The sequence below is a fragment of the Paracoccus sp. 228 genome (assembly GCF_000967825.1).
Lineage (GTDB): Bacteria > Pseudomonadota > Alphaproteobacteria > Rhodobacterales > Rhodobacteraceae > Paracoccus > Paracoccus marcusii.
In genome coordinates, this window is record NZ_JYGY01000005.1 from 20,955 (window position 1) to 33,088 (window position 12,134).

A 12,134-nucleotide genomic window follows, 5' to 3' on the forward strand; every position below is an offset into this window, starting at 1 on the left:
CCGTTCGGGCGAACCCTTTGCCTTTCATCGGCTTGGCGGATCGTAGCGTCCGGTGCCGACCGCCCGGCCGGAAGGGTGCCGATTAGCAAACGTTATAGGTCATCTGCTGGAACATCGGGCGTAGGCAGGAGCTTCGTTACGTCTTCTGAGGAGGAGACGCTGCATCATGGGAGACGAGACATGAAGTATTCGATGACCTGGATGGCCGGCTGCGCGATCTGCGCATTTGCCGGTATGGCGCAGGCGGATTGCGCCGCCGATCTGGCACGCTTTACCGATACCACCGCGATGACCGGCGACAGCACGGGTGCTGCGTCAGGCGGGACCGAGGGCATTGCCAAGGACGGATCGCTGGCGCCCCTGGAGCAGCCGGCGGGCGATGACACCCAAGCGGATGCCCCCGATGCGTCGGCCGATGCGTCGTCCGACATGCCCGCAGCCGACATGCCCGCAGCCGACATGCCTGCAGCCAATGGGGCCGACAGCGCGTCGGGCGAGGGCATCGCCAAGGACGGCTCGCTTGCGCCGCTGGAGGGAACGGAGGCAGAGCCCGGAACGGCCGTCGCCATGTCCGGCAGCGACGTCCAGGCGCAGCAGGAAGGCGAACCGACCGCCGCGGAAGAGGCCGAGGGAGACGAGGCCATGCCCGATCGCGACAGCCTGATCGCCGATGCGGAACGCGCCCTTGCCGAAGGGGACGAGGCTGCCTGTCAGGAAGCGGTCGACCAGCTGGAGGCGATGTGACGACACGCTGCGCCCGGCATCAGGGCGCAGCGGTGACTGTGGAACAGCGGACGGTGGGGATGGGCGTTAGCCGATTTCAGATTGCGACCTGTAAGGTTCCGCGAAATCGGGCTGACGTGGTCGATCTGTCGTGGACAGGCTGAAACGCGAAATTGCCCTTGCCGGTAGACCCAATGACTGGGTGAATGGGCCGCGACCGTCAGCCCTACGCTTTCAGAACACTCTGTCCGGCGGGCACGAGCCAAAGGCCACGCCCGCCGTCTCCGCGAAGGTCAGCGATAAATATACATGATCTGACGATCCTGAGGGTTCACCAGCACCGTCTGGCCATTGATCTGCGCATAGCGATAATCCGGCTGATCCGGGATCTCGTAGATCATCACGTTTTCCGGAACGCCCGCGCCGATCACGACCTCGCCGTCCAGATAGACGGGATCCACCGTGTTCGACGTGACATAGGTGGTCACTTCGGTCGTGGGCTCCTCGGCTGCGGCAGCACCGGTCGCGCCGCCGATGGCAAGACCGGCCACCGCCCCGACCGGGCCGCCGATCAGCGCACCCATCGCGGCGCCGCCCAGACCGCCCACAGCGGCGTCCTGCCCGGTGGTCGGGTCCTCGACGGGGGCCTCGATGATGGTCACACCGACCGTCTCGCGGTTGGGATAGAGCGACACGACCTCGTCGCCCGCCTTGACGTTCAGATAGTCGCCATAGGCCCAGCCTTCCAGACCGTCATCACTGACCTGGCACCAGTTCGCGCTGTCGATGCAGCCCAGGACCGACACCTCGTCCCCCGCGCCGATGGCGCCGATCACGCCGTGCTGGACGCCCGGGCCGGACCGGACGTTCAAATCCGTTGCAACGGTGGCCGTCACCTGCGCCGAGGCGGCCCCCGCAACCGTCAGGGCCGCAACCAAGGTCGGAACAAGATACGCTTTCATGGTAATCTCCTGTCTCTCGGGCATGCTGCCCGATGATGCGGTGCAAACTTGCCGCACGGATCGGCGGTTCCGAACCGGTCCGTTCACAAATGCATAAAGTGCAATCTTCAGTTGAAAAGCGCGCGGGCCAGGTTGATTACGGCCAGAATCTGACGCGTCTCGGCATCGACCCGGTACAACTGATCGTCGCTGCGGTAATAGCGCCAACCCTCTCGGCGTTCGACATCGTAACGGTTGAGGTCGCGGACCAGGACATAGTCCTCGACGCGCAGCCTGTCGCCGACGCCGCGGCCATAGCGGATGTCATCGCGCTTTGCCTGACCGGGTGGAACGCAGGACGGCGATTTCTTGGCAAGGCCCGGCGGGCACCCCTGATGGGCGTGGTTGCGGTCGTTGTCGTGATGGCGTCCGCGGCCCGGATCGGCCGCGACGGGTGCGGCCAAGGCAAGCGTCAGCGCGGTCGCCAAGGCAATCCCTGGAAAGGTTGGGGTCATCGTCATGCACCTGATGCTGGCTCCGACAACGGAGCAAAGGACACCCCCCGACCGGCGCGTGGGTTGCCGCACCCTGCCGGTCATGTGAATGCCGGTTATCGCGCGAAGGATCACCGCGATGCAGGGGGCATGGATCGAATGACCACGGCCGCGCGTTCATGTGCCAGAAGCCGATACGGCAGTCAGGAGTTCACATGTCCGACAGAACCATAGGCGATCTGGCAAAGGCGATGGGCAAGATCGACTTTGCCATGCTGACCACCCGGACCGAGGGTGGTCAGCTTGCCACCCGTCCCATGAGCAACAATTCCGATGTCGAATGGGATGGCGACAGCTATTACTTCACCTATGACGACACGCGCACCGTGTCCGACATCGAACGCGATCCCCATGTCGCCCTGTCGTTCCAGGGGCGCGCAGGCATTCTGGGCGCGCCGCCGCTGTTCGTGGCCGTCGAGGGCGAGGCCGGCATCATCCGCGACAAGGCCACGTTCGCCGACCATTGGACCAGCGATCTGGAACGGTGGTTTCCGGACGGCATCGACACGCCGGGCATGGCGCTGATCAAGGTCGCCGCCGTGCGCGTCCATTACTGGGACGGCGAGGAAGAGGGCGAGGTCGCCCCCCGGGCCTGACCCATCGCAATCCCGAAAGACCCGCGGGCCGGCATGCCGTCCGCAGGTCTTTCAACGACCTCGGCCTGAAGACGATCAAGCGATATTTCGACAGGGGAACGGCATCCTGATGCAGCATCACCGCTATCTGTTCATCGGTGGCCTGCACCGGTCCGGGACATCGCTTCTGACGCGGCTGGTGGCGGCGCATGACGCGGTGGCTGCAATCAGCGATGCGCCGGTGCCCGAGAACGAGGGATGCTATCTGCAGGGCGCCATCCCCCATACCGCGCAGCACGGCCGACCGATGCATTTCGCGACCGATCCGCGTCAGCACCTGACCGAGGGCCACACGCTGGACCAGCTGGAGACCCGCCTGCGCCTGGAACACGACTGGAACCCATGGTTCGACGGCGATCGTCCGTGGCGGGTCGAGAAGTCGCCGGTGAACCTGACGCGGACGCGGTTGTACCAGCAATTGTTCCCGCTGTCGCAATTCGTGCTGATCATCCGCCACCCCGAGGCTGTTGCGGCGGCGGTCGCAAAATGGGTCGATGGGCCAGCCCATCAGCTGATCGACCACTGGCTGGACGCGCACTCTCAGATGCAGCAGGACCTGTCCCACCTGCACGCGGCCATGGTCATCCGGTACGAGGACTTAGTGGCATCGCCCGCGGCGGTGGTGAACAGCGTTCACGCCTTCATGTCGCTTTCCCCGTCCCGGATGGACGCGACGGTCCGAGACGGCAATCTGGACTACGGATCGGCGCCGCAGATGACCCCGTCGCAGGCAGAGCGTGCCGCGGCATGGGGCTACGGACCGGGTCTTGAGGTAAGACCTGTCGGTCCTCGCCTGTCCCACCCGTTGCGGTCGGTCAGGACAGCGGCCGAAGACGCTTGGACAGGTGGAAAGGCCATCACCGGCTGATGGAACGCAGGCGGGACACTGCGCCTGAAGAAAGTCGCCGTCCTGCACTTGTCCATAGCCTGCTGAATTCACGCCGATTTCAGGGAACCGATGCCATGATGCCTGATCTTTATCAGGCGCAGGTTCAGGAACTGCCCTGTCATGCGTCCGTTTTGCAGGGGGATGCGCAGGACACTTCGGTCATGCATCCGTCGCCGCTCGACCGCCTCGGCCGGACCTTCCTGCACAATACGGATGCCCATGACCCCTTGGCACGATACCCGTCCCGCACTGCGCCACGTTACCATCGCCATCCCCGTGCGCGATGAGGCCAAGCGGTTGCACCGGCTGCTGCAGGCGCTGGCCGGGGCCGCCCAAGCCTGTGATCTGCCCGTCACGGCCCTTGTGCTGGCCAACAATTGTACGGATGCCAGCGAACGGATCGCCCGGTCCTTTCGCAGCCCTGCGCTGCAGGTGTCGGTGCATTCCGTCACCTTTCCGGTATCGACCGCCAGTGCCGGACGCGCGCGGCGGGTGGCGATGGACCTGGCCGCCAGGACCGGCGGGCTGCTGATGACGACGGATGCCGACGCGATCCCGGCGAAGGGCTGGATCCGGGCTGCGCTGGACGCGATGGGTGACGGGGCCGATCTGATCTGCGGATCGATCAGCGCCGACGTCCCGCATGTTCTGGCCACGCCTTCGGGCGCGCGCATCACCCGGGCCGAGGAGGCCTACAGCGCGTTGCTGCGCCGGGTCCGCCACCGGCTGGACCAGGTGGCGGGGCGCCAGGCCGCGCAGTCGCAGACCCCGCATTACATGGAATCCGGCGCGTCGATGGCGATCCGCGCGGATCTGTACCGGGCCATCGGCGGCCTGCCGGCGCTGGATTTCGGAGAGGATCGCGCCCTCGTCTTTCGGGCCGAGGCGCATGGGCTGGCCGTCCGCTATTCCTGCGACATGACGGCGCGCGTGTCCGGGCGACTGCAGGGGCGCGCCGATGGCGGCATGGCTGCCTGCCTGCGCCATCGGATGCAGGATGCCGATCCGCTGGCCGATCAGGCCATGATCCTGCCCGACGCGCTGCGCGCGATGTGGGACGAGGCGATGTCAGGGACCATCCGCGCCTATCCCGACCGCAGCGTTCCGGCCGGCCCGACGCTGCGCGCCTCGGACCTGGAGGCGCGGCTGGCGGATCTGGCGGCGCTGGTCGATGGGACCGTCGATCCGGACTTTGCCCGGTGGTCCGACCGGCACGCCGCGATGGTGGTCGGATGACCAACGCCATCGACCGTGCCGAACGGATGATCGCCGATGCCCTGCCGGACGGTGCCGACGGCCCGTCGGGCCCTGCCTTGGCCGCCGCATTGCGCGACAGCGGGCTGTTGGCGGAATGCCTGACCTTGGCGCATCACCCGCGTGATCCGCTGCGGCTGCTTGACGCGCTGCAGCGGGTGGGCGGCGCGAACCTGTCGGCCGGGCGGCTGTTCGAGGGGCATGTGAACGCCGTCAAGCTGCTGATGCTGCATGGCGGCCCGACCGCGCCCGTGGCGCAGGGGGCGCTCTACGGCATCTGGGGCGCCGACGGTCCTGACCCCGCGCGGATCGAGGGTTCGGTCATCCGCGGGCAGAAGCTGTTCGCCAGCGGTGCGGACGTGCTGGACCACATGATCGTCACCGTGCGGTCGGATGCCGGGCTGCACCTGATGATGTTCGCGCGCGATCAGCTGGACGGGCGGCTGTTTCCCGGCGAATGGGACATGTCGGGGATGAAGGCCACCGCATCGGGTCGCTGCGACCTGGACGGGCTGGCCGTGGCGGAGGCCGTGACCCTGGGCGCGCCCGACGCCTATCTGACCGAGCCGCATTTCCACGGCGGCGTCTGGCGCTATGCCGCGGTCCAGCTGGGGGCGATGCGCAGGCTGACGGCCCTGACCGCCGATCAGCTTCGCGCCCGCGGCCAGCAGGATGCCCCCCTTCAGGCGATGCGCCTGCACCGCATGATCACGGCCTGCGAGACGGCCCGACTGTGGCTGGCCCAGGCCGCCTGCCGGATCGAGCGTCCGGGCGCGACCGCAGCCTATGCCCAGACCGCGATCCTGGCCCGCCTGCGCACGACAGACGAGGCCGTGGCCCTGCTGGCCAACATGGACCAGGCGCTGGGGGCCGCGTCATTCGCCACGGCGCATCCGGCCGACCGCATCCGGCGGGATCTGGGCCTGTACCTGCGGCAGGCGGGCCCGGATGCCCTGGCCCTGTCATCGGTGGACCGGATCCTGGCCGACCCCGACCTGCACCGGCGGTGGATCGGATGAGCGGCTTTCTGGACCATGCGGCATCCGCCCCGTCGATGACGCCCGGTTCGCTGGTGCAGGGCCGCCCGCTGGTCATCCTGGCCCCGCATCCCGATGACGAGACGCTGGGCTGCGGCGCGCTGCTGTTCGATGCGGCCGCGCAGGGCACCCCGTGTCACGTCATCTGCGTGACCGACGGCACGCGCTCGCATCCCGGATCGCGGCGCTGGCCCGCCCCGGTGCTGGCCGCAACCCGCGCGGCGGAACTGCGCGCCGCCTGCGCGATCCTGGCACCCGCGGCGCGGGTCACCTGCCTTGGCTATCCCGATTGTGCCGCCTCCGACGACGCGCAGGCGGCGGAACGGGTGTCGGCGCTGATCGCGCCCGACGCGCTGGTGCTTGCGACCTGGGAGCACGACCCGCATGTCGATCATCAGCAGGTTGCGCGTCTTGCCATGCGCCTTGCCGCCATGCGGGCGGATCTCGCGCTGGCCTTCTATCCGGTCTGGGGGCGGTTCACCGACCGCGCGGCGGAGGTCCGGCTGATCGCGGCTTCGGATGCGGCGGTGGCGGCCAAGCGGCGCGCGCTGTCCTGTCACAGGTCGCAGATGACCGGGCTGATCGACGACGACCCGACGGGGTTCGTCATGACCGACACCCATCAGGCCCATTTCCTGACCCATCCGGAGATCGTCATTGCCCCATAGGGAAACGCTGGACCATCTGGCCCGCCTCTATGCCGCCAGTGACGATCCCTGGGATCATCGCACCAGCCCCTATGAGGCCGGCAAGTACGCCGCCACGCTTGACGCCATCGGGCACGGCCCGTTCAAGGCCGCGCTGGAGATCGGGTGCGGCAATGGCACGCTGGCGCGGCGGCTGGCCGACCGGTGCGACCGCCTGACGGTGATGGACTGCATCCCCGCCGCGATCCGGTCGGCGCGGCAGGTGCTGGACCCCCTGCCGCAGGTCACCGTCCTGCAGGGCTGCGCGCCCCAGGACCTGCCGGACCTGCGCCCCGATCTGGTCCTGCTGTCCGAGGTGCTGTATTTCCTGACCCCCAAGGAGATCACCGGTCTTGGCGGCTGGCTGCGCGCCCGGGCGACGGGCCCGGTGATCGCCGTCAACTGGACCGGCCCGACCGACGAGGCGCTGGACGGACCACGGGCCGTGGCCATTCTGCAGAATGTCCTGGGACCATCGGACAGCACGGTGCATGACGGCTTTCGCATCGACCGCTTTGCCCTGCCGGCCTGATCGGGATCACCGCCGGGGTCGCGTGGCGATCAGGAAGCCCAGGACACCCGCGACGGGCCCGGGGATCAGCAGCCAGACGGCCGTGGGGCCGATGCGCTGGAACAGCGCCGTCGTCAGCGCGATCGATGCGACCGTGATGGCAAAGCCGATGGCGTTCTGGATGGCCAGCGAGGCCCCCACCGCATCCTGCGGACAGGCGCGCGCGGAGAGGGCCGAGAATTGCGGCGAATCCGCCACGACGGTGGCGCCCCAGACCACCAGCAGGACCAGAAGCCAGCCCGGCTGCAGCACCGGCCACAGCGTGACCACGCAAAGGGCGCTGGCCCCGGACAGGATCAGCGCCGCAAGGGCTGTCGGCGCGCTGCCCAGGACACGGGCCAGGCTGCCGCCCGCCAGGCAGCCCGCGGCCCCGGCACCGATGATCAGGAAGGACAGGCCCGACACGCCAAGGCCTGGATAGGCGTCCGCCAGACCGGTCGCGGCCACCAGCAGGGGGGTGATGGTCCAGAAGGCATAAAGCTCCCACATGTGACCGAAATAGCCGAAGGCGGCGGCACGGAACCGGGGGATGGCAAAGGCCCGCAGGGCGCCGGCGCTGCCGCGATGGGCGAGGCGCGCCAGATGCGGTCCGTCGCCCAGGGCGCGGATCATCGCGGCGCCGATGACGGCCAGACCCGACGAGGTCGCGACCACCCATTGCCACGGCACCGCCCCCGCGGTCGAACGCAGCAGATGCGGCAGCGCGGTGCCAAGCGTCAGCATCGCCACCAGCAGGGCCAGCGACTGTCCCGCGCGGTCGGGCGCCCAGCTGACGATCATCTTCATGCCGATGGGATAGATGCCGGCCAGCGACAGCCCCACCAGGAACCGGAACCCCGCGCCGGTCGCGACATCCTGCGCCAGCCATGCAAAACCCAGGTTGAACGCCGCCCCCGCCAGGGCCGAGACGACGAAGATCGCACTGGCGGCGGACCGGTCCGCCAGGCCGCCAAGCGCCATTACCAGGGTGCCGACGATGAAGCCCGCCTGCACGGCATTGGTCAGCAGGCCGATATCGGCCGCGGTCGCGCCCCAGGCCTGCATCAGCCCCTCTGCCGCGCTGTTGGCGCTGAACCACAGCGATGTCCCGAACAGCTGCGCGATCGCGATCACCGCGATGGGGGGCAGCCGGTGGCGTCCTGGGGGTCTGGTCATCGATCGTCCCGACTGGCGATTGCGTCAGGGGGCAGAATGGCCGATCGGGGCGATGGGGGGCAACCGTTTCGGATGGCGCGCGCGGTCAGGCGGGCAGGACCGGAAAGGTCAGGCTGAAAGTCGTCGTGCCGTCCCCGCAAGCGACGGCGATCGTGCCGCCATGCGCCTGCGCGATGGACGACGCGATGTGCAGGCCCAGGCCCAGCCCGGAACTTTCGGCGGTCCGGCCCCGCTGGAACGGCTGAAAGATGGCGCGTTGGGCGGCCTCTGGGATCGGCTCGCCCTCGTTCTGGACCTCGATCACGACGGCGCCGTCGGTGCGGCGGCCACGGACGATCACCGGGGTGTCGGCGTCGCCATGGTTGATGGCGTTCGACACCAGGTTCGACACCGCCTGCGCGATGCGCGACGGATCGCAGCAGACCGGCCCGCCGAAATCCAGCTCGGTCGTGACCCGGTGCCGGGGCGCGGCCAGACGGATCTCGGCCACGACCTGGGCGATGGCGTCGCCCAGAGGGGCGTCGGGCGTGGCCGCGACGGTGATCCCGTCGCCAAGCCGCGCCTTGGCATGCAGCATCATGTTCTCGACCAGCTCTCCCATCCGGTGCAGGGAGGACTGCATCAGCCCGATCAGGCCGCGGCCGCGTTCGGTCAGCGGCTCCTTGCCCAGCATGCGGATGCCCGACCGCAGGGCGGTGACGGGGTTGCGCAGGTCATGGCCCAGGATGGCGGTGAACTCCTCCTGGATGCGGACCAGCATGCGTTCCTGTTCGATCATGCGTTCCTGGGCGTCCAGCCGTTCGGCGGTGTCCAGCGTGCCACCGATGATGGTGGCGAACATCTTCAGCATCGCGACGGTGCGGGCGTTGTTCACGTCCTTGGTTTCGGTGTCGATGGCGCACAGCGTGCCGAAGAAGCTGCCGTCGCCGCGAAAGATCGGCACCGAGGCATAGCTGACGATGCCGAAGGCGGCGGCGATGGGATGGTCGCGATAGACCGGGTCGGACGACGCCTCGTTGAAGATGATCATCTCGGAGGTCTTGCGGACCGTCTGGCAGAAGGTCGACCCGATCTCGATCTCGTCGCCCGCGGCGATCCCGAATTTCAGGTCGTCGACGGTGCGGCAGGCGACCCACCGGTCGGCGGTGACGCGCGCCACCCCGGCAAAGCGCATCCGCGTGGCCAGCATCACCGTCTCCAGGATCGTCCCGACCAGCTCGTTCTCGGCCAGGCGCTGGATGTCGGACTGGAAATCATGCTGTCCGGCCTGATAGGCCGCGTGGTCCTGCCTGGGGTGGTCGCTGCTGTGCAAATCCATCGATGATCCCCGGCATTGGACGGCTTGTCGGCCCGCATCTGTATTGTAGGGCGGCGGGAATGCACAGTGTCTTTTCCGCAGCCCCGCCGTCAGCGATCCGGGCGCGCCCGCGGGAATGGCCGGCTGAGCCCCGCCGCCCCGGCAAGGCCGAACCGCCATGGCAGGTCCTGCGCCCGGCTGATCCCGATCCGCGGCCCGACCAGCAGATCGGGCACCGCCGCTGCCAGGACGATGCCGAAATCGGGACCGTCGAAGGCGGCGCCGTCGTCGTCGGGCCGGATGTCCAGCGCCTGCGTCAACCGCCCCGGCCCGCTGCACAGCGGGGGGGCGGGGCGGCGGGCGCGCATCAGGTCCAGGCCGGTGTCGGGGTCCAGCGCGCGGATCAGCACGGCCGCGCCGGGGGTCGCCACGACGTTCAGGCACAGGTGGATGCCGTAGGATCGATAGACATAGGCGTGGCCCGCCGGGCCGAACATCGAGGCGTTGCGCGGCGTCGGCCCCCGATGGCTGTGCGAGGCGGGATCGTCGGGGGCATAGGCCTCGGTCTCGATGATGGTCCCGCCGGCGCCGCGGACGGTCAGCCGCGCACCGATCAGCCGACGGGCCAGGACCACGGCGTCCAGTCCCGCGATCTGCTGCATGAACGACGACATGGCATCCCTTCCGATCCCGTTGCGGAAGGGGCCTTGTGGCATGAACGTGCCGGGATTGCCAAACCTTGGCGTGGACGGGTGGACGGGGGAGGGAGATCGCACCTGATCCGGAATGGAGACCCAACTGGCGTGTCACTGGACGGTTACAGGGGGCAGCGGTCAGACCCGCATCCTCTGCACCATGCCGCCGATCCCGGTACGCAACGCAACGCCCAAGTTGAACGCCCGGATGTTCAATGCAAGCGGGACATCGACCACGTTCGGGCTGACCGTCTGCCCGTCCTGGACCTCACGCGGCGGCAGATTGGCAAAGGCGAGGCGGCCCCAGAGGCCGATGACCGGGACTGCGATGACGGACGGTCTCAGCACCCTTCTGGTGCTGAGGCGAACGCATGGCCGATGCTCGATCGACCCAGGCCCGGCGTGGCACGAACCGACAATGATGGTGATAGACCCGGCCATGGACGGTCCGATGGCGTTCCGCACCGCCTTCCATGTGGCATCCAGTACCGCACCATAGGTTGACTGGTTCTCGGTCAGGGCCAGGCGCAGTGGATCATGCGGGTGACAATGAAAAAACGTGGGTTACGGCGCGCCATTCGCTACCGGAAAGGCTGCATCGGCTGCCGCCTGCGATGGTGGTCAGCAGGGGCGTCCAACCTGCATTGGCCAGAACTTCGCCGGAGGGCAATCGCAAGGAACGATAATCGCGACCAATGGTTCTGCATGATCGTCAACCGATCAGGATCGCCCCCATGTCCCCGCGCCCCATCCTGGTCTTTGACGTTAATGAGACATTGCTGGACCTGGACCACCTGTGTCCGCTGTTCGACGACATCTTCGGCGACGGGGCCGTCATGCGCGACTGGTTCGCGCAGCTGATCCTCTATTCCCAGACCCTGACAATCACCGGACTGCGCAGCGATTTCGGCACCTTGGCCGTCGCGGTGCTGCGCATGATCGGAGAGATTAGGGGCGTGGCGATCACCGAGGGGCATGAGGATGCGCTGCGCCGGACTATGGGCACGCTGCCCGCCCATCCCGATGCCGAGGCGGCGCTGGTCCATCTGCGGGACAGGGGGTTCCGTCTGGTGACACTAACCAACTCGCCGCCCTCTGGGGGAGTGACCGCGCTGGACCGCTCGGGCCTGGCGCAGTATTTCGAGGCCAGCTTCAGCGTCCAGCCGACCAACCGTTTCAAGCCCGCGCCCCAGACCTATCAACTGGTGGCCGAGGCACTGGCGGTACCTCTGTCCGATCTTTGCCTGGTGGCCTGCCACGTCTGGGACACGATCGGGATGCAGGCGCTGGGCGGCAAAGGCGCGCTGGTGACCCATGACGTGAACGCGGCGCTGATGCTGCCGGGCGTGCCGCAGCCTGACGTGACGGCCCCCGATCTTGCCGGACTGGCGCAGACCATCGCCGCGCGTTGGGGTCCGGCAGGGGCGTAATCGGTCATACCAAGGGGCATTGGAGACCGGTTTCCGCAGGGCGTTACCGTTCCGTAGATGCATCGGATCGAGCCGTTATTGACCAGCCTTGTTGTCAGGTGTGGACATGACAGGCCAAAAGACCCATCCGGCTCCGACGGCTCCGACGGCTCCGACGGCTCCGACGGCTCCGACGGCTCCGACGGCTCCGACGGCTCCGACGGGGATAAGGGGGCCGCGTGTACACGGGGACGTGACCGTGCGGGTCGCGGCGGTCCGGTAAGACTT

At 68.1% G+C, this 12,134-nt stretch carries 15 protein-coding genes; 8 read left to right on the forward strand and 7 right to left on the reverse strand.

Annotation, left to right across the window (positions count from 1 at the left end; genetic code table 11):
- Positions 1-180: 180 nt before the first annotated feature.
- Positions 181-744 (forward strand): hypothetical protein, encoded by a 564-nt coding sequence (locus SY26_RS20035; protein ID WP_052715310.1) that lies wholly within the window; start codon positions 181-183, stop codon positions 742-744.
- Positions 745-1,016: 272 nt separating this feature from the next.
- Here the strand turns inward: SY26_RS20035 and SY26_RS14955 are convergent, their stop codons facing one another.
- Positions 1,017-1,685 carry a DUF1236 domain-containing protein gene (locus SY26_RS14955; protein ID WP_052715311.1) on the reverse strand — a complete coding sequence of 223 codons (669 nt, stop codon included), beginning with the start codon at positions 1,683-1,685 and terminating at the stop codon, positions 1,017-1,019.
- Between the two features lie 107 nt (positions 1,686-1,792).
- Positions 1,793-2,185, reverse strand: a complete 393-nt coding sequence (locus SY26_RS14960) for a hypothetical protein (protein ID WP_046001196.1) — start codon at positions 2,183-2,185, stop codon at positions 1,793-1,795.
- 188 nt (positions 2,186-2,373) lie between these two features.
- On the opposite strand from SY26_RS14960, the gene SY26_RS14965 reads away from it, so the two are divergent.
- Together SY26_RS14965 and SY26_RS14970 are read left to right on the forward strand one after the other, a co-directional pair.
- Positions 2,374-2,814, forward strand: coding sequence for a pyridoxamine 5'-phosphate oxidase family protein (locus SY26_RS14965; RefSeq protein WP_046001197.1), 441 nt, complete (start codon positions 2,374-2,376; stop codon positions 2,812-2,814).
- A 109-nt stretch (positions 2,815-2,923) separates the two neighbouring features.
- Positions 2,924-3,721 (forward strand): sulfotransferase, encoded by a 798-nt coding sequence (locus tag SY26_RS14970; protein ID WP_046001198.1) that lies wholly within the window; start codon positions 2,924-2,926, stop codon positions 3,719-3,721.
- 68 nt (positions 3,722-3,789) lie between these two features.
- Here SY26_RS14970 and SY26_RS21660 read toward each other — a convergent pair whose 3' ends face one another.
- Complete coding sequence (locus tag SY26_RS21660) at positions 3,790-3,963, reverse strand: hypothetical protein (RefSeq protein ID WP_198143187.1); 174 nt, start codon at positions 3,961-3,963, stop codon at positions 3,790-3,792.
- Between SY26_RS21660 and SY26_RS14975 the strand changes: the two genes are divergently transcribed.
- From SY26_RS14975 to SY26_RS14990, 4 genes are read left to right on the forward strand one after another with little or no spacing between them, the layout of a single operon-like run.
- Positions 3,962-4,978, forward strand: a complete 1,017-nt coding sequence (locus SY26_RS14975; RefSeq protein WP_046001199.1) for a glycosyltransferase family 2 protein — start codon at positions 3,962-3,964, stop codon at positions 4,976-4,978. The two genes, SY26_RS21660 and SY26_RS14975, sit on opposite strands and share 2 nt — an antisense overlap.
- A complete protein-coding gene (locus SY26_RS14980) occupies positions 4,975-6,015 on the forward strand; it encodes an acyl-CoA dehydrogenase family protein (protein WP_052715312.1) in 1,041 nt (346 codons plus the stop codon). The genes SY26_RS14975 and SY26_RS14980 overlap by 4 nt, the downstream gene beginning before the upstream one ends.
- Complete coding sequence (locus SY26_RS14985) at positions 6,012-6,701, forward strand: PIG-L domain-containing protein (RefSeq protein WP_052715313.1); 690 nt, start codon at positions 6,012-6,014, stop codon at positions 6,699-6,701. The genes SY26_RS14980 and SY26_RS14985 overlap by 4 nt, the downstream gene beginning before the upstream one ends.
- Complete coding sequence (locus SY26_RS14990) at positions 6,691-7,251, forward strand: SAM-dependent methyltransferase (protein ID WP_052715314.1); 561 nt, start codon at positions 6,691-6,693, stop codon at positions 7,249-7,251. The genes SY26_RS14985 and SY26_RS14990 overlap by 11 nt, the downstream gene beginning before the upstream one ends.
- Positions 7,252-7,257: 6 nt before the next feature.
- On the opposite strand, the gene SY26_RS14995 is transcribed toward SY26_RS14990, so the two are convergent.
- The 4 genes from SY26_RS14995 to SY26_RS15010 all read right to left on the reverse strand — a co-directional run bounded on the left by SY26_RS14995 (position 7,258) and on the right by SY26_RS15010 (position 10,878).
- Positions 7,258-8,445 (reverse strand): MFS transporter, encoded by a 1,188-nt coding sequence (locus SY26_RS14995; protein ID WP_046001200.1) that lies wholly within the window; start codon positions 8,443-8,445, stop codon positions 7,258-7,260.
- Positions 8,446-8,530: 85 nt separating this feature from the next.
- Entirely contained in the window at positions 8,531-9,763 is a 1,233-nt protein-coding gene (locus SY26_RS15000; protein ID WP_046001201.1) for a GAF domain-containing sensor histidine kinase, read from the reverse strand.
- 89 nt (positions 9,764-9,852) lie between these two features.
- Positions 9,853-10,416 carry a DNA-3-methyladenine glycosylase gene (locus tag SY26_RS15005; protein WP_232303362.1) on the reverse strand — a complete coding sequence of 188 codons (564 nt, stop codon included), beginning with the start codon at positions 10,414-10,416 and terminating at the stop codon, positions 9,853-9,855.
- Positions 10,417-10,575: 159 nt separating this feature from the next.
- The gene (locus SY26_RS15010) at positions 10,576-10,878 is read right to left on the reverse strand and encodes a hypothetical protein (RefSeq protein ID WP_046001202.1); all 303 of its coding nucleotides are present in this window, start codon (positions 10,876-10,878) and stop codon (positions 10,576-10,578) included.
- Positions 10,879-11,171: 293 nt separating this feature from the next.
- Between SY26_RS15010 and SY26_RS15015 the strand changes: the two genes are divergently transcribed.
- Positions 11,172-11,867, forward strand: coding sequence for a haloacid dehalogenase type II (locus tag SY26_RS15015; protein ID WP_046001426.1), 696 nt, complete (start codon positions 11,172-11,174; stop codon positions 11,865-11,867).
- Positions 11,868-12,134: the final 267 nt, after the last annotated feature.

Coding starts and splice junctions, on each gene's coding strand:
- SY26_RS14980 (WP_052715312.1), top strand. CDS start 4,975: ATGACCAACGCCATCGACCGTGCCGAACGGATGATCGCCGATGCCCTG.
- SY26_RS14975 (WP_046001199.1), top strand. CDS start 3,962: ATGACCCCTTGGCACGATACCCGTCCCGCACTGCGCCACGTTACCATC.
- SY26_RS14955 (WP_052715311.1), bottom strand. CDS start 1,685: ATGAAAGCGTATCTTGTTCCGACCTTGGTTGCGGCCCTGACGGTTGCG.
- SY26_RS14965 (WP_046001197.1), top strand. CDS start 2,374: ATGTCCGACAGAACCATAGGCGATCTGGCAAAGGCGATGGGCAAGATC.
- SY26_RS14960 (WP_046001196.1), bottom strand. CDS start 2,185: ATGACGATGACCCCAACCTTTCCAGGGATTGCCTTGGCGACCGCGCTG.
- SY26_RS20035 (WP_052715310.1), top strand. CDS start 181: ATGAAGTATTCGATGACCTGGATGGCCGGCTGCGCGATCTGCGCATTT.
- SY26_RS15000 (WP_046001201.1), bottom strand. CDS start 9,763: ATGGATTTGCACAGCAGCGACCACCCCAGGCAGGACCACGCGGCCTAT.
- SY26_RS14985 (WP_052715313.1), top strand. CDS start 6,012: ATGAGCGGCTTTCTGGACCATGCGGCATCCGCCCCGTCGATGACGCCC.
- SY26_RS14995 (WP_046001200.1), bottom strand. CDS start 8,445: ATGACCAGACCCCCAGGACGCCACCGGCTGCCCCCCATCGCGGTGATC.
- SY26_RS15010 (WP_046001202.1), bottom strand. CDS start 10,878: ATGGCCGGGTCTATCACCATCATTGTCGGTTCGTGCCACGCCGGGCCT.
- SY26_RS21660 (WP_198143187.1), bottom strand. CDS start 3,963: ATGGGCATCCGTATTGTGCAGGAAGGTCCGGCCGAGGCGGTCGAGCGG.
- SY26_RS14970 (WP_046001198.1), top strand. CDS start 2,924: ATGCAGCATCACCGCTATCTGTTCATCGGTGGCCTGCACCGGTCCGGG.
- SY26_RS15005 (WP_232303362.1), bottom strand. CDS start 10,416: ATGTCGTCGTTCATGCAGCAGATCGCGGGACTGGACGCCGTGGTCCTG.
- SY26_RS15015 (WP_046001426.1), top strand. CDS start 11,172: ATGTCCCCGCGCCCCATCCTGGTCTTTGACGTTAATGAGACATTGCTG.